The organism is Nocardia araoensis NBRC 100135 (genome assembly GCF_000308435.1).
GTDB classification, from domain to species: domain Bacteria; phylum Actinomycetota; class Actinomycetes; order Mycobacteriales; family Mycobacteriaceae; genus Nocardia; species Nocardia araoensis.
The window spans coordinates 16,622-31,135 of sequence record NZ_BAFR01000056.1; the positions used below are offsets into that span (position 1 = coordinate 16,622).

18 protein-coding genes are annotated in these 14,514 nt (G+C 69.2%); 13 read left to right on the forward strand and 5 right to left on the reverse strand.

Annotated features, from left to right (window positions below):
- Positions 1 to 181: 181 nt before the first annotated feature.
- The 5 genes from ON21_RS07755 (at position 182) to recO (ending at position 3,517) form a co-directional block, all read left to right on the forward strand.
- Positions 182 to 1,048: an alpha/beta fold hydrolase gene (locus tag ON21_RS07755; protein ID WP_039796792.1), complete on the forward strand. Its 867-nt coding sequence runs from the start codon at positions 182 to 184 to the stop codon at positions 1,046 to 1,048.
- A complete protein-coding gene (locus ON21_RS07760) occupies positions 1,035 to 1,640 on the forward strand; it encodes a TetR/AcrR family transcriptional regulator (protein ID WP_039796793.1) in 606 nt (201 codons plus the stop codon). Before ON21_RS07755 ends, ON21_RS07760 begins: the two co-directional genes overlap by 14 nt.
- Before the next feature lie 120 nt (positions 1,641 to 1,760).
- Positions 1,761 to 2,174: a hypothetical protein gene (locus tag ON21_RS07765; protein ID WP_157170752.1), complete on the forward strand. Its 414-nt coding sequence runs from the start codon at positions 1,761 to 1,763 to the stop codon at positions 2,172 to 2,174.
- Complete coding sequence (locus ON21_RS07770) at positions 2,171 to 2,371, forward strand: DUF6186 family protein (protein WP_039796795.1); 201 nt, start codon at positions 2,171 to 2,173, stop codon at positions 2,369 to 2,371. Before ON21_RS07765 ends, ON21_RS07770 begins: the two co-directional genes overlap by 4 nt.
- Positions 2,372 to 2,743: 372 nt before the next feature.
- Positions 2,744 to 3,517 carry a DNA repair protein RecO gene (recO, locus tag ON21_RS07775; RefSeq protein WP_039796796.1) on the forward strand — a complete coding sequence of 258 codons (774 nt, stop codon included), beginning with the start codon at positions 2,744 to 2,746 and terminating at the stop codon, positions 3,515 to 3,517.
- A 155-nt stretch (positions 3,518 to 3,672) separates the two neighbouring features.
- On the opposite strand, the gene ON21_RS07780 is transcribed toward recO, so the two are convergent.
- Positions 3,673 to 4,053: an Aca2/YdiL-like domain-containing protein gene (locus ON21_RS07780; RefSeq protein WP_051020450.1), complete on the reverse strand. Its 381-nt coding sequence runs from the start codon at positions 4,051 to 4,053 to the stop codon at positions 3,673 to 3,675.
- 130 nt (positions 4,054 to 4,183) lie between these two features.
- On the opposite strand from ON21_RS07780, the gene ON21_RS07785 reads away from it, so the two are divergent.
- From ON21_RS07785 to ON21_RS07810, 6 genes are all read left to right on the forward strand, one after another.
- Positions 4,184 to 4,993, forward strand: coding sequence for an isoprenyl transferase (locus ON21_RS07785; RefSeq protein WP_174372144.1), 810 nt, complete (start codon positions 4,184 to 4,186; stop codon positions 4,991 to 4,993).
- A 14-nt stretch (positions 4,994 to 5,007) separates the two neighbouring features.
- A complete protein-coding gene (locus ON21_RS07790; protein WP_039796823.1) occupies positions 5,008 to 5,418 on the forward strand; it encodes a YbjN domain-containing protein in 411 nt (136 codons plus the stop codon).
- 76 nt (positions 5,419 to 5,494) lie between these two features.
- Entirely contained in the window at positions 5,495 to 6,436 is a 942-nt protein-coding gene (locus tag ON21_RS07795) for an ABC transporter ATP-binding protein (RefSeq protein ID WP_051020451.1), read from the forward strand.
- A gap of 1 nt (position 6,437) precedes the next feature.
- On the forward strand, positions 6,438 to 7,211 hold the full coding sequence (locus ON21_RS07800) for an ABC transporter permease (protein ID WP_039796797.1): 774 nt from the start codon (positions 6,438 to 6,440) through the stop codon (positions 7,209 to 7,211).
- A gap of 234 nt (positions 7,212 to 7,445) precedes the next feature.
- Complete coding sequence (locus ON21_RS07805) at positions 7,446 to 8,630, forward strand: sensor histidine kinase (RefSeq protein WP_051020452.1); 1,185 nt, start codon at positions 7,446 to 7,448, stop codon at positions 8,628 to 8,630.
- A gap of 12 nt (positions 8,631 to 8,642) precedes the next feature.
- On the forward strand, positions 8,643 to 9,248 hold the full coding sequence (locus ON21_RS07810) for a response regulator transcription factor (RefSeq protein WP_039796798.1): 606 nt from the start codon (positions 8,643 to 8,645) through the stop codon (positions 9,246 to 9,248).
- Positions 9,249 to 9,264: 16 nt separating this feature from the next.
- On the opposite strand, the gene ON21_RS07815 is transcribed toward ON21_RS07810, so the two are convergent.
- Positions 9,265 to 9,870, reverse strand: a complete 606-nt coding sequence (locus ON21_RS07815; protein ID WP_039796799.1) for a TetR/AcrR family transcriptional regulator — start codon at positions 9,868 to 9,870, stop codon at positions 9,265 to 9,267.
- 104 nt (positions 9,871 to 9,974) lie between these two features.
- Between ON21_RS07815 and ON21_RS07820 the strand changes: the two genes are divergently transcribed.
- Positions 9,975 to 10,946 carry a hypothetical protein gene (locus tag ON21_RS07820; RefSeq protein ID WP_039796800.1) on the forward strand — a complete coding sequence of 324 codons (972 nt, stop codon included), beginning with the start codon at positions 9,975 to 9,977 and terminating at the stop codon, positions 10,944 to 10,946.
- 97 nt (positions 10,947 to 11,043) lie between these two features.
- Here ON21_RS07820 and ON21_RS07825 read toward each other — a convergent pair whose 3' ends face one another.
- The 3 genes from ON21_RS07825 to ON21_RS07835 form a co-directional block, all read right to left on the reverse strand.
- Entirely contained in the window at positions 11,044 to 12,003 is a 960-nt protein-coding gene (locus tag ON21_RS07825; RefSeq protein WP_157170753.1) for a hypothetical protein, read from the reverse strand.
- A gap of 127 nt (positions 12,004 to 12,130) precedes the next feature.
- Positions 12,131 to 12,565 carry a Fur family transcriptional regulator gene (locus ON21_RS07830; RefSeq protein ID WP_039796802.1) on the reverse strand — a complete coding sequence of 145 codons (435 nt, stop codon included), beginning with the start codon at positions 12,563 to 12,565 and terminating at the stop codon, positions 12,131 to 12,133.
- A 3-nt stretch (positions 12,566 to 12,568) separates the two neighbouring features.
- Positions 12,569 to 12,919 carry an ArsR/SmtB family transcription factor gene (locus ON21_RS07835; RefSeq protein ID WP_039796803.1) on the reverse strand — a complete coding sequence of 117 codons (351 nt, stop codon included), beginning with the start codon at positions 12,917 to 12,919 and terminating at the stop codon, positions 12,569 to 12,571.
- Positions 12,920 to 13,114: 195 nt separating this feature from the next.
- On the opposite strand from ON21_RS07835, the gene ON21_RS07840 reads away from it, so the two are divergent.
- Positions 13,115 to 14,506 carry a glycine--tRNA ligase gene (locus ON21_RS07840; protein ID WP_039796826.1) on the forward strand — a complete coding sequence of 464 codons (1,392 nt, stop codon included), beginning with the start codon at positions 13,115 to 13,117 and terminating at the stop codon, positions 14,504 to 14,506.
- The last annotated feature ends 8 nt before the right edge of the window (positions 14,507 to 14,514 follow it).

Sequence of the window (14,514 nt, forward strand, 5' to 3'; positions counted from 1 at the left end):
GTAGCGGCAATTTGGTCAGTCGTCCATATCGCTGTGTGTGATGAGAAAAGCTCCTGATAGCAGGAGTAGTCGACGTCGAAGGGCGCGGTCAAGGCGGTCTTCAGCTGATCCGTCGCAGCTCTAGACATACATACGGTATGTATGTAACAGTGGTCGGGACCAGCGATTACCGGGAGGACCCATGGCAACCAGCACAGCACTCGGCCGCACCCACGAAGTGGACCTGCCCGGCGGCCGCATTCGCTACCACGAGACAGGGGAGGGCGCCCCGGTCGTCTTCGTGCACGGCCTGCTCGTCAACGCCGACCTCTGGCGCAAGGTGGTGCCCGCCATCGCGGCCGCCGGGTACCGCTGCCTGACACCGGACTGGCCGCTCGGCTCGCACGAGATCCCGGTCCCGGACGCGGAGTTGACTCCGACCGGCGTGGCCGACCTGATCGCCGCGTTCCTCGAACGCCTCGACCTCACCGACGTCACCTTGGTCGCCAACGACACCGGCGGAGCGATCACGCAGGTGTTGCTGACCCGCGACCGCTCCCGCGTCGGCCGGGTGGTGCTCGCCTCGGTGGACAGCTACGAAGGCTTCCTGCCGCAGCCGTTCACCACGCTGCCGCTGCTGGCCAGGATCCCGGGCTCGCTGCGCCCGCTGACCGAGTTGCTGCGCATCCGCGCGCTGCACCGGCTTCCGGTGGCCTTCGGCTGGGTCACCAAGCGGCCCGTTCCGCCGGAGATCGTCGACTCCTATCTGCTGCCGAGCCGCAAGTCCGCCGCGATCCGGAAAGATCTGCGGCGCTTCCTGAAATCGGCGCAGCGCCGGTACACCCTCGAGGCCGCCCGCCACTTCGCGGAGGTCGACCTCCCGGTTCTGCTGGCCTGGGCGCGGGAGGATCGGCTGTTCCCGGTGTCGTTCGCCGAACGCCTTGCTCGCGATCTGCGGAACGCGGAGTTGAAGCTGATCGACGATTCCTACACCTTCTTGCCGGAGGACCAGCCCGAGTTGCTCGCCGCATCGATTCTGGAGTTCACTCGGCTGCATGCCGCGCCGTAGCCAGGAAGACCGCTCCCGAGCGACCAAGGCCGCGCTCGAACAGGCGGGACGCCGCCTGTTCACCGAACGCGGCTTCGCGGGGACCTCCGCGGAGGAACTGGTCACCGAGGCAGGCGTCACCCGGGGCGCGCTGCACCACCACTACGGCGACAAGCGCGGACTGTTCCTCGCGGTGCTGGAGCAGATCGAGGTCGAGATCACCGAGGAGATCGAGAACGCCATCGCCGCAGTCGATCCCGACGATGTGATGGCCGGAATGGCGGCAGGGCTCGGCCTGTTTCTCGAGATCTGCCAGCGCCCGGCGATGCTGCGGATCGCCCTCACCGACGCCCCCGCCGTGCTCGGCTGGCAGGCTTGGCGCGAATTCGAATCAGCTCACGGCCTCGGCCTGATCACCGCGCAACTCGAGCGCGCCCGCGCCGCCGGATTGATCGCCGACGCGCCCGTTTCCGTTCTGGCCCAGCTGGTCGTCAGCGTGGTCAGCGAGGCGGCGCTGATCGTCGCGCACGCCGAAGACTCCGACCTGGCGCGTGCCCAAACCCAGCAATCGGTGCTGCTCCTGATCTCAGGACTGCTGCGCGCCGACCGCTGAACGGGTCCGAGCGCGCCGGGTCGTGTTCGGCGATCGAGAGCTGTCGGCTCCGGACGGCACGCGAGGGGAGTTCGTAGCTGCCTGCCCCGATGCGGCCCACTCGGGTCTTATCCTGCGCATGTGACAGGGCAACCGGCGCGCTCGGCACATCGACTCCGGTGGCGTGCGGCGCCGCTGATGGTGGGACTCCTGCTGGCTGTGGGCGGTGCCGCGACCCGGCCGTTCACCTGGCAGGCGACCGCGATGGTGGCGGTAGCGGCAGTTGCGGCGGTGGTGCCGGCGTTCCGCGTACGAATCGAGCGGCCCCCGCGCACCGCCCGGCTCACGCGCGGCGTGGCCGTGTGGTCGGCGCTGCTGGTCGCGGCGTCGCTGTGGGAGGTCTACGCACTTCTGCGGCAGCCCGCCCTGAACCGGCCGAGTCACGAACAACCGACACTGTCCACACTGCTGGACCCGGCGCTCGAACAATGGCCGCTGCGGCTCGCCGGATGGCTGGTATGGCTGGCCGCCGGATGGTGGCTGGTGTCGCGATGAGCGACCGAGCCGTCATCCTCCTCGGCTTCGGCCTGCTCTTGGCGGCCGCACTGGTCGCGGCGGCGGTCGCGCGGCTGCGCCGGGACCTGGTCGCGTCGTTGGGCGAGACGATCGCATACCTGACCGGCACCCGCGTGACGAGAATCACCGCCGTGTTCGTGTGGGCGTGGCTCGGCTGGCACTTCCTGGCCCGGTGACGCCCGTGCGTGCGCCGAATCGCTCATGCGTGCCCACATCGGCCCGGTGCGCGTGCGTGGCCACCGCGTAGACGACGAAGGAGCAGGCCCGCAGTTCGCAGTCGGCAGTTGCCCCGGGTCGACAGCCAGCCACTGCTACCCCGTGCGCCAGGTAGTGAGCTTCCATGTCGACGCGCCCAGCGCACCACAACCCCGTCTTTCGAGCGAAGCGAGATCGAGCCTGTTCCGTTCGCGGCCCGGCTCGCGTTTGCGCGGCCGCCGCGTCCGCGACGAAGTCGCCAGCGGCGGCCGCGCAAACGCGAGCCACAAAGGGGCCGCGAACACCCAGCGCCGCAGGCGCTGGACAAACAAACACAGCATTAGACTCACTCCGTGCGGTTGTATCGGGACGAGGCGGTAGTAGTTCGCCAGCACAAGCTGGGTGAGGCGGATCGCATCGTCACGCTGCTCACGCGACAGCACGGACTGGTTCGCGCGGTCGCCAAGGGGGTGCGGCGGACCAAGTCGAGGTTCGGGGCCCGGTTGGAGCCGTTCTCCTACATCGACGTGCAGTTGCACCCCGGGCGCACCTTGGACACCGTTACCCAGGTGCACACGATGGAGGCGTTCGCCGCCGACATCATCGATGACTACGGGCGCTACACCACCGCGTGCGCCGTACTGGAGACCGCCGAACGCCTGGCGGGCGAGGAGCGTGCGCCCGCGCCCAGGCTGCACGCGCTCACCGCGAGCGCCCTGCGCGCCATCGCGGCCAAGCAGCGTCCGCACGAACTGATCCTGGACGCGTTCCTGTTGCGCGCCATGGGTTTCGCGGGCTGGGCGCCCGCGTTGGACGAATGCGCCAAGTGCGCGACACCGGGCCCGCATCGAGCCTTCCATGTCGCGGCCGGGGGCGCGGTCTGTGTGCATTGCCGTCCACCTGGTGCGGCGACGCCCGCCCCCGGGGTGCTCGACCTGCTGGTCGCGTTGTTGCGCGGGGAGTGGGAGCAGGTCGAGGCGACGCCCGAGGCGATGCGCAGGCAGGCCAGCGGACTGGTCGCGGCGCACTTGCAGTGGCACCTGGAACGTCAACTGCGCACCCTGCCGTTGATCGAGCGATCCAAGGACACCGCCGCACGAACCCCGCCGGTGGCCGCGCGGGGTTGAGTGGTGGAGGGGCAGCCGCTGAAGGAGTGCTGTCGGGCGTGGTCCGTCGTCAGTCCGCGCCGGGCCGAGCGGAGGCGAGGCAGCCGCTGAAAGAGTGCTGTCGGGCGTAGTCCGTCCTCAGTCCGCGCCGGGCCGAGCGGAGGCGAGGCAGCCGCTTACTCCACGAACTGGAGCTCTACCTGGGGCAGCTCGTTCATGACGCGGGCGCAGACGGCGCGATGCCAGGTGGCCGGGTAGCGGGTGTCCGGCTCGTGCTTGGAGTAGTCGTCGTTGGTCCGGTAGGTGTGCAAGCGGGGGGAGATCTCCCCGGCGTCGATGGCGTCGACCATGGCCTCGACCACCTGTTCGGTCTCGTCCGCGATGGCGGCGAGTTCGCGGGCCACGGTGTCGGGGATCTGGAAGGCCCCTTTCTCCCACCGCTCGACGGTGCGCTCCGCGACCGCGAAGAACCGCGCGCACCACGGGACCGGGAGACCGAGCAACTCACGAGTGGCCCGGAAACCCGCCGCGGTGCCGGTGCCTGGTAAATCGGTCACGTTCGAGAAACCCCTCCCCAGTATCACGATAGGGAAAGAATAAGTCACCGGTGGCGGTCGGAACCGTGGAATTCGTCAGGAAGCAACGCGGCAGTGGGGGCGGCGAAGGCGATCAGGCAGGATAGAGGCCGTGATCCTCCGCCGAGACTCCGCCACCGCGATCGACCCCGAGCCCGCGGGCGCCGTGCGTCCGCCCGCGCCGCATCCGTCGGGAGCTCGGCCGCCGCAGTTGCCGCCGGAACTGGTGCCCAACCATGTCGCGCTCGTCATGGACGGCAACGGGCGCTGGGCCCAGGAGCGCGGGTTGCCGCGCACCGCCGGGCACGAGCGCGGCGAGGCGGTGCTGATGGACACCGTGGAGGGCTGTATCGAGATCGGCGTCAAATGGTTGTCGGCCTACGCGTTCTCCACCGAGAATTGGCGGCGCAGCCCCGATGAGGTGCGCTTCCTCATGGGCTTCAACCGCGACGTGATCCGCAGGCGCCGGGACGAGATGCACGAGATGGGCGTCCGCGTGCGCTGGGCTGGGCGGCGACCGCGCCTGTGGCGCAGCGTGATCAAGGAATTGGAGGTCGCCGAGGAACTCACCAGGAACAACACGGTGATGACGCTGACCATGTGCGTCAACTACGGCGGCCGCGCCGAAATCGCCGACGCCGCAAGGGAGATCGCGCGCCGGGTGGCCGCGGGCGAGATCGACCCGGAGAAGGTCACCGAGGCGACGGTGGCGAAATACCTCGACGAGCCCGACATGCCGGACGTGGATCTGTTCCTGCGCCCGTCGGGTGAGTTCCGCAGCTCCAACTTCCTCCTCTGGCAGTCCGCCTACGCCGAATTCGTCTACCAGGACACGCTTTTCCCCGATTTCGATCGCCGGAACCTGTGGGAGGCCTGCCTCCAGTACGCCGCGCGCGACCGCCGTTTCGGCGGCACCAAGTGAGCGGCGGCGCGGAGATGGACGCGGCGGTGACCCCGGACCGGGAGTTGCAGGCACGGGCCGGAGCCTGTCTGTCGAGTTACGGCATCGACGTGCGCGTCGACGCCGAAGGGTCGCTGGGCTTCGAGTACGAGGGCGCCCTCTCGTCGCTGCGCGCGGTGAATCTGGCGCCCGGCTTGGACGTGCTGAGCCTCACCTGCGTGCTGGCCTGGGATCGCCCGCTGAAGCCACAGCTGCACAAGCGGGTCGCCGAACGCAACAACGCGCTGCAATTCGGTTCGCTCACCGTGATCGGCCACGGCAAGCTGGCCGACGTCATCCTGCGCTACACCTTCCCCGGCGCTGGGCTGGACGATCAGGCGCTCACGACCATGCTGCTGCTGGTGCTGTCCAACGCGAGCCGGGCCAGGCAGGGCCTGCTGCCCTGAGGGCATGACATCTGTCATGCCGAAGTCGTGACAGCCGTGCGGGGGTCGGGACCCGATTTCCCGCGACCGTAGAGGCATGACTTCAGCAACGACCACCGCGCTCCAGCGCCCGACGCGGCATGCGCCTGCTGTCGCGCTGCGCGACCTGCGCAAGAGTTTCCCCACCCCGGCCGGCGTGGTGCACGCCGTCGACGGCCTAGACCTGGTGATCGAGCCGGGGGAGATCGTCGCGTTCCTCGGTCCGAACGGCGCGGGGAAATCCACCACCATCGACCTGCTGCTCGGCCTGGCGCGCCCGGACTCGGGCGCCGTCTCGGTCTTCGGCGCGGAGCCGGAGCGAGCCGTCGCCGCGGGCCGCGTATCCGCGGTGCTGCAATCGGGTGGCTTGCTGCCGGATCTCACCGTCGCGGAGACGGTGCGGCTGGTGGCCACGCTGCACGCGAGTCCCCGCCCCGTCGAGGAGGTGCTCGCCCGCGCGGGCATCGCGGGGATCGCCGATCGCATGGTGGGCAAGTGCTCCGGCGGCCAGCGCCAGCGACTCCGGTTCGCGCTGGCGCTGTTGCCGGACCCGGATCTGATCGTGCTCGACGAGCCCACCACCGGCATGGACGTCGAAGGGCGGCGCGAGTTCTGGAACGCGATGCGGGAGGATTCGCGGCGCGGCCGCACCGTCCTGTTCGCGACCCACTATCTGGACGAGGCCGACGCCTACGCCGACCGCATCGTGCTGGTGCGCGCGGGCCGGGTCGTCGCCGACGGCAGCGCGGCCGAGATCAAGAACCTGGCCGCGGGCCGGACCGTCGCCGCGACGCTGCCCGGGGCCGACCCGGCCCGGTTGCTCGCGATCCCCGGCGTCGACGACGTCGAGTTGCGCGGTGACCGAATCCTGGTGCACGCCAAGGACTCCGACGTCGTCGCGCGATTCCTGCTGAACCACACCGCCGCGGTCGACCTGGAGATCGCCGCGCACAATCTGGAAACCGCCTTCCTCGCTCTGACCACGGCCGGAGATCACTGACATGACCACTCTCGTATCCCGGCCCGCCAAGAAGGCGCTCGGCGGCTTCGGCCTCGGCTTCCTCCGGTTGGAATTGCGCCGCCTGCTGCGCAACCGGCGCACCTTGATCTTCACACTGATCATGCCGCCGCTGTTCTTCGTCATCTTCGGACTGCAATCCGATTACCGGACCCAGTCCTACGGCTCGGGCAACGTGACCGGCTACGTCATGGTGTCGATGGCGGTGTACGGCGCGATGGTGGCCACCACCGGCGGCGGCGCCATGGTCGCCGTCGAGCGCGCGCAGGGATGGAGCCGCCAGTTGCGGCTCACACCGCTGCGGCCGACGGCGTACATCGCGGTCAAGGTCGCGGTGGCGATGGTGCTCGGGCTGATCTCGGTGGCCGCGGTGTTCGCGGTCGGCGCGGCGCTCGGCGCCCACCTGACGCCCGCCGCGTGGGCGGAGTGCTTCCTACTGGCCTGGGTCGGCTCGCTCGTATTCGCGGCGTTCGGCCTGTTCGTGGGCTATCTGCTGCCGTCGGAGAACGTGATGCAGCTGCTCGGGCCGGTGCTGGCGGGGCTGTCGTTCGCGGGCGGACTGTTCGTCCAGCCGCACGGCTGGTTCGAGACCGTGTCGAAGGTGTTCCCCACCTATGGCGTCGGCACGCTGGCCCGGCTGCCGTTCGGCGACACCGGAGGCGGGTCGGTCATCGCCGCGGTGGTCAATATCGCGGTTTGGTCGGCGGTCTTCGTGCTCGGCGCGGCCGCGTTGTTCCGGCGTGACACCGCTCGCTGAACCGTGGCCGGGCAACCGGTCGTCCACCCGGACGGCCGGTTCCGCCGTTCGCGGCCGGTGCGGTGGGACGGCGTTCCCCGGCCTAGGCGCAAAGAAACTCCAGGAGCCCTCGGACCTGACGGACGTGCGAACCTTGGGCGAACCGGGTTCGGTAGCGTCGCTTCCCGTGATCGACCACGACCGGGGAGCTGCGTACCGCCGCCTCTGTCCCACTCGGCAGAATTGGGGTGGCGCATGGATGTGAAGACCTCGGGCAGTGCGCGGACGAGTAGGTCCGCCGGTCTCGTGGACGGCATGCTCGACTGGCAGTCGTTCGGTCCCGATGGACGGCGCAGGGGGTGGTTCGGCGCTGTCATGTCGCTGGTCTGGCTGGTCTATCTGATCGGGCCGATCAGGCGGAACTGGAGTGGAGGCGAGCACGCGCGGGCGGTGGCCGCCATGGTCTGCGTGCTCGCCTTCGCGGCGCTGATCGTCGTAGCGTTCGTCGTGTTCCGCAGGTATGCCGGAGAGGGCGTGCCCGACGACTTACCGGTCGACCGCAGGGCTTGGCTGCTGCTGGCGGCGATGGGGGCGTTGTCCGCGGCGATGGGGGCGCTGCTCGGCGGGGACGCACTGCCCACGGCGATCTACGTCGCGGTGGTCGCGGTGTTCGTGCTTCCGCTGCGCACCTCGGCCGTTGTCGTTGTCGCCATCATGGCGATCATGCTGCTGGCTCCGGTCGCGGCGCCGGCGTGGCATCTGGGCGGTACGCCGTTCTACCTCGCGTTCATTCCCGTGGCCGTGTGGCTGGCCAGACAGCTCGGGCTGCGCGGCGACCGGCTCGCCGAGCTGGCGCGCAGGCAGCGTGCGGAACTGGAGATCATCGAGGAGCGCAATCGAGTCGCCAGGGACGTGCACGACATCCTCGGCCATTCGCTCACCGTCATCACCGTGAAAACCGAACTCGCGCAACGGCTGCTCGACGTCGACCCGAACCGGGCGCGGACCGAGCTGGCCGACATCGAACGGCTCGCGCGCGAAGCGCTGGCCGGGGTGCGCGAGACCGTCGGCGGGCTGCGGGAAGTATCGCTGCGCGGCGAACTGGCCAATGCGCGGACCGCACTGGCCGCCGCGGGCATCGACGCCGAACTACCGCAACCGGCGAGCCTGCCGGACACCCCGTCCGGCGAATTGCTGGGCTGGGTGCTGCGCGAAGCGGTGACGAACGTGGTCCGGCACAGCGCCGCGGGCCGCTGCGCGGTGACCGTCACCGCGACGTCCATCGAGGTGGTCGACGACGGCCGCGGCCTCCCCGCCGACAGCGCGTCCGGTTCGGGGCTGGCCGGGTTGCGGGAGCGCGTGCGCGCAGCGGGTGGAACACTGACGCTGTCGACGCCGGAGGGCGGGGGCGTGCGCGTTCGCGCCACGATCCCGGAATAGGAAGCGGGTGCCATGATCCGGCTGTTGCTGGCGGACGACCAAGCCCTGGTGCGCGGCGCGCTGGCCGCGCTGCTCGGGCTGGAGAACGACCTGGAGGTGGTCGGCGAGGTCGGGCGCGGCGACGAGGTGCTCGACGCGGTCGCGCGGACCGGTCCCGATGTGGTGCTGCTGGATGTCGAGATGCCCGGGATGGACGGCATCACGGTGGCCGAGAAGCTGCACGCCGCTCACCCGGGCGTGCGGATCCTGATGGTCACCACCTTCGGCAGGCCCGGCTATCTGCGCCGCGCGATCGACGCGGGCGCGAGCGGTTTCGTCGTCAAGGACACTCCGGCCAGGGAATTGGCCGACGCCGTTCGGCGCGCACAGATGGGGTTGCGGGTGATCGACCCGGGCCTGGCCGCGGAAACGTTGACGGCGGGCACCTCCCCGCTGACCGCACGAGAGCGCGAGGTGCTCGCCGCGGCGGCCGACGGCGCGCCCGCGAGCGCCATCGCCAAGCGGTTACACCTGTCGGAAGGCACTGTCCGCAACCATCTATCGTCGGCGATCGGCAAGACCGGCACGAGCACACGCGCGGAAGCGGTACGCGCGGCGGAACGTCTCGGCTGGCTGTGACGGGCGGATCATCCTGCTATCGGGCGGGCTCGCCGTAGGGGAGCAGGGTGCGCACGCCGAGCGCCAGCGTCTGCGGGTCGAGATCGCCGAGGATGAGGTGCTGGAGGATGAATCCCGGCAGCAGTCCGATGATCGCCTTGGCCACGGCGTCGACGTCGGCGTCCGCGGGTAGCCAGCCTTTGTCGCGCATGCGCTCGGCGTAGGTCACCCAGAGCGCGCGCATCGCGAGCATCGTCTCGCGGACCATCACCGCCGCCCTGGGATGCACCAGGGCCAGGGCCCAGGCTTGCGGCGCCAGTCGCACCGGCCCGTCGGGCCCGCTGCGCCGCACGACCTCCTCGGCGATCATGGTGATGAGTTCGGCGGGCGTGGGCAGTGGATCGCGGCGGATGGCCTCGTCCATGGCGATGCGCAAGGCCACCGTCGTCTCCGTGGCAAGCGCCGTGATCAGCTCGTCCTTGCTCTTGAAGTAGCGGTAGACGGCACCGGCCGAGAGCCCCGATTCCGCGAAAACGTCCTGCATGGAGGTCTCGTGGAACCCCTTGCGGGCGAAGCAGCTGCGCGCGGCGTCCATGATCTGCTGCCTGCGGCGTTCCAGATGTTCTTCGCTGACTCGGGGCATGGGCCAAAAATAAAACGAATATCCGTTCTTGACAACTGCACGGCCTCATGCGACCGTAGGACGAAACTAAAAAGAACGAGCATTCGATTTTTAGGGAGAAGGTCATGAACACCACGCAGCGGGCGTTCGCTGTCGGCCTCGGCGCCACCCTGCTCCAGGCTCTGATGCTGATCGCGTTCGCCTGGCCCGCCGCGAACATCGCGCCTCGTGACCTGCCGCTGGCCGTGACCGGTCCGCAGGCCGCGATGATCACCGGCAAGCTCGCCGAGCACAGTCCGGGCGCCTTCGAGATCACCACGCCCGCGGACGAGGCCGCCGCCCGCGCCGCCATTCAGGACCGAGAGGTCTACGGGGCGATCGTCACCGGCGACGGGCCGCCGCGTGTGCTGGTCGCCTCCGGGGCGAGTCCTGCTGTCGCACAACAGCTCACGCAGATCGGGCAGCAGCTCTCCGGCGCGCCCGCCGCCCGGGTCGAGGACGTGGTGGCGGCCGACTCGGACGATCCCCGGGGCGCGGCGTTCGGCGCGATGGTGCTGCCGCTGGTGATGTCCGGCATCGCGGCGGGCGTGCTCCTGGCCTTGCTGATCCCGTCGATCGGGGGCAAGGTACTCGGGCTGGTGACTTTCGGCGTCGCGGGCGGACTGCTCAGCATGGCGATCATCCAGGGCTGGCTGTCGGTCGTGCCCGGCTCGTATCCGGTGCTCGCGGCCATCGGGGGGTTGGTGTCGTTCGCGGTCGCCGGCGCGGTGGTCGGCCTCGCCGCCGTCATCGGGCGAGCGGGCATCGGCATCGCCGCGCTCACCATGCTGCTGATCGGCAATCCGTTCTCGGCGGCCACCTCCGCGCCCGAGCTGCTGCCACAGCCGTGGGGCGCTGTCGGCCAGTTGCTGCCGCCCGGCGCCGCCGCGTCGCTGCTGCGCTCGGTCGCGTTCTTCGACGGCGCCGCCGCGACCGGTCCGCTGCTGGTGCTGCTGGTCTGGAGCGCGGTCGCGCTCGCGCTGCTCGGCGTGGCCGCGGTGCGCGGTCGTCCGGCGCAGGCGCCGGCATCTGCCCGGGACACGGTCCCGGTCGGCTGAATCATCTGCACGGGGTCGTCCGCGAGCAACGGCCCTGCGCCACCGCAGCCGTTCTCGCCGGGGCGAACTCCGGTGAGAACGGCTGCGGTCGATCGAATCAGCCGACGGTGAACGACAGTGTGGGCGCCGTGGCCGCGCCCTCTTGCTTCTGGGCGTTGTAGGTCACCGTGTAGGGGCCGGCGCCGGGGGAGGGAACCACGAAGATCACGTAGTTCTTCGGGTTGTCGATGGTCTCGTTCGCGTTGAGCAACTCGTTGATCGGGCCGCGGACGTCGGCGGGCACGGTCTTGCCATCGGGAGTCCGGACGGTGAAGTAGTCGTAGTAGATGTTGGTCCCGCCCGCGGCGATGCCGGGACCGCCGACGAGCTTGATGCGCAGTGCCAGATCGGACTTGCCGTTCTCGTTCTCGGTGTAGCTCGGGCTCATCCGGCCGCCGGTGATCTGTACGGTCGTCTGGTCCTGCACGAGGGTGCCGGTGACGGCCAGCGTCTTGGGTTGGACACTGTCCACCTTGCCCGTCGCGGCGAGCGGGATCTTGGTCTGGTTGTCGGCGGCCTGGCCGTACACGATGGTCATCGTGTCGATGAGGTGCTCGGCGTCCTCGGCCGATTTCACCGACGTGGTCGCGGTGCCGGTGGCCGAGCCGTTGCCGGGCACCGTCGGGCTGTCGAAGATCGCGCCGCCGTCCACCTCTTTGCCGACCAGCAGTGACGGCGTGATGCTCAGCGTGTGGTTGTCGAGAGTGGTGTTCTTGTAGGTGATGTCGATGCGCACCTTCGCGCCGCCGTATTCGTCCGGCACCACGGTCGCCTTGTCCACGGTGATGTCGAATCCGTCGTACCAGCCGATCTTGTTCACGGTGCGGACTGTCGACTGCCCGTTCGTCCCTACCGGCTCGGCTGCGATTCCGGTGGTCGACGGGGCCGCCACCGGCGTGCCGTCCTCGTCCTGGCACGCCGAAAGCAACAGCGCCGAGGCCACGACGAGCGCGGCCCCGGCGACGGTCACGGCCCGGCGGCGCACCGGGCGTACGGATGAGTCGATGATCGTTGACACGCTGCCCTCCCAGCAGATGGCGGATCCTTCGTAGCGGGCCCGGATCGGCTCGGCCTTTCGAGGATCTCGCCGGTGAATCTCCGCTGGTCGCAGGCGCGTTAACCAGACACGCCGGGAATCGGGCCGCTCACCCGTCGCAGCGGCGCGCCGTCCCGCAGGCCGTGCAGGTGCCGAACACCTCGAGGGTGTGGCTGATCTCGGTGAAGCCGTGCTCGCCCGCGATCGACTCGGCCCACGCCTCCACCGTCGGACCCTCCACCTCCACGGTGCGGCCGCAATGCCTGCACACCAAGTGGTGATGATGCCCGGTGGAGCACTGGCGGTAGACCGACTCGCCGGAGTCGGTGCGCAGCACGTCGACCATGCCCGCGTCGGCCAGCGACTGCAGCGTCCGGTAGACCGTGGTGAGCCCGATGCCCTCGCCGCGTTTGCGCAGTTCGTCGTGTAGGTCCTGGGCGGAGCGGAACTCATCGATGTCACCGAGCAGCGCGGCGATGGCGCTGCGCTGCCTGGTGCTGCGGATGCCGACCGGTTTCTGCGGAACGGTCGTGTTGTCTGGCACGAATCACCCTTCCTCGGCGTGCGCGACGGCGTCGACGACGATGTGCGCCAGATGGTCGTCGACGAGTTCGTAGAGCACCTCGCGACCCGAACGCTCACCGTGCACGACACCGGCGGCCTTGAGGATACGCAGATGCTGACTGACCAGTGGTTGCGTGACACCGAGCGCGTCGACCAGTTCGTGCACACACCGCGGTGATTCGCGCAACTGCAGCACGATAGCAATCCGAACCGGCGCGGCCAGCGCCCGCAGCAGCTCACCCGCGTCCTCCAGCACGGTTCGCGGGGGTACCGGCGCCGGTCCCGGCGACCGATACGGGTTGTGCGGCGGTGCCGCGGCGGTCTCGGCGGTCATGTCACCAACTCCTTAATGGAAAGCATTACCAGTTTGCGTATGCACAGGTGCGCATGTCAAACGGGCACGCCGAACCGTGCGGTTGAAGCCGCTGCGGGTGCTGCCGATAGGCTGGGCACGATCGCGGCCTCGACACAAAACTATCGTGTCGGGGCAATGCAAAAATCCGACTCGCAGTGGATGGAGAATTCTCGCGTGGCACCCAAGTCGAAGGTGGACACCGTTGCCAACCTCGCCAAGCGCCGGGGTCTGGTGTACCCGTGCGGTGAGATCTACGGAGGCACCAAGTCGGCGTGGGATTACGGGCCGCTGGGCGTCGAGCTCAAGGAGAACATCAAGAAGCAGTGGTGGCGCGCCATGGTCACCGGCCGCGAGGACGTCGTCGGTCTCGACTCCTCGGTGATCCTGCCCCGCCAGGTGTGGGTCGCCTCCGGTCACGTGGGCGTGTTCAACGACCCGCTGGTCGAGTGCCTCCACTGCCACCACCGCTTCCGGCAGGACCATCTGCAAGAGGCGTACGCGCTGAAGAACAAGATCGATGACCCGGACACGGTCTCGATGGAGCTCGTCGCGTGCCCGAACTGCGGCACCGTCGGCCGCTGGACCGAGCCGCGCGACTTCAACATGATGCTCAAGACCTTCCTCGGCCCGATCGAGTCCGAGGAGGGCCTGCACTACCTGCGCCCGGAGACCGCCCAGGGCATCTTCGTGAACTTCGCCAACGTGATGACGACCGCGCGCAAGAAGCCGCCGTTCGGCATCGCGCAGATCGGCAAGAGCTTCCGCAACGAGATCACCCCGGGCAACTTCATCTTCCGCACCCGCGAGTTCGAGCAGATGGAGATGGAGTACTTCGTCAAGCCGGGCGAGGACGAGGAGTGGTACAAGTACTGGATCGAGACCCGGTTCTCCTGGTACACCGATCTCGGCATCGCCGCGGAGAACCTGCGGCTGTTCGTGCACCCGAAGGACAAGCTCTCGCACTACTCGGCGGGCACCACCGACATCGAGTACCGCTTCGGCTTCCAGGGCAACGAGTGGGGTGAGCTCGAGGGCATCGCCAACCGCACCGACTTCGACCTGAAGACGCACTCCGAGCACTCCGGCACCGAGCTGAGCTTCTTCGACCAGACCACCAACGAGCGTTACATCCCGTACGTCATCGAGCCCGCGGCGGGCCTCACCCGCTCGCTGATGGCCTTCCTGGTCGACGCCTACGCCGAGGACGAGGCCCCCAACGCCAAGGGCGGCGTCGACACCCGCACGGTGCTGCGCCTGGACCGCCGCCTGGCGCCGGTGAAGGCGGCGGTGCTGCCGCTGTCGCGCAACGCCGATCTCACGCCGAAGGCGAAAGACCTGGCCGCGCAGCTGCGCAAGCACTGGAACGTCGAGTTCGACGACGCGGGCGCCATCGGCCGCCGCTACCGCCGTCAGGACGAGATCGGCACGCCGTTCTGCATCACCGTCGACTTCGAGACGCTCGACGACCAGGCGGTGACCATCCGCGAACGCGACACGATGACCCAGGAGCGCATCGCGCTGGACAAGGTCGAGGGCTACTTGGCCCAGCACCTGATCGGCGCCTGAACCCCGAC

Coding starts and splice junctions, on each gene's coding strand:
- ON21_RS07755 (WP_039796792.1), top strand. CDS start 182: ATGGCAACCAGCACAGCACTCGGCCGCACCCACGAAGTGGACCTGCCC.
- ON21_RS07760 (WP_039796793.1), top strand. CDS start 1,035: ATGCCGCGCCGTAGCCAGGAAGACCGCTCCCGAGCGACCAAGGCCGCG.
- ON21_RS07770 (WP_039796795.1), top strand. CDS start 2,171: ATGAGCGACCGAGCCGTCATCCTCCTCGGCTTCGGCCTGCTCTTGGCG.
- ON21_RS07790 (WP_039796823.1), top strand. CDS start 5,008: ATGGACGCGGCGGTGACCCCGGACCGGGAGTTGCAGGCACGGGCCGGA.
- ON21_RS07795 (WP_051020451.1), top strand. CDS start 5,495: ATGACTTCAGCAACGACCACCGCGCTCCAGCGCCCGACGCGGCATGCG.
- ON21_RS07800 (WP_039796797.1), top strand. CDS start 6,438: ATGACCACTCTCGTATCCCGGCCCGCCAAGAAGGCGCTCGGCGGCTTC.
- ON21_RS07805 (WP_051020452.1), top strand. CDS start 7,446: ATGGATGTGAAGACCTCGGGCAGTGCGCGGACGAGTAGGTCCGCCGGT.
- ON21_RS07810 (WP_039796798.1), top strand. CDS start 8,643: ATGATCCGGCTGTTGCTGGCGGACGACCAAGCCCTGGTGCGCGGCGCG.
- ON21_RS07815 (WP_039796799.1), bottom strand. CDS start 9,870: ATGCCCCGAGTCAGCGAAGAACATCTGGAACGCCGCAGGCAGCAGATC.
- ON21_RS07820 (WP_039796800.1), top strand. CDS start 9,975: ATGAACACCACGCAGCGGGCGTTCGCTGTCGGCCTCGGCGCCACCCTG.
- ON21_RS07835 (WP_039796803.1), bottom strand. CDS start 12,919: ATGACCGCCGAGACCGCCGCGGCACCGCCGCACAACCCGTATCGGTCG.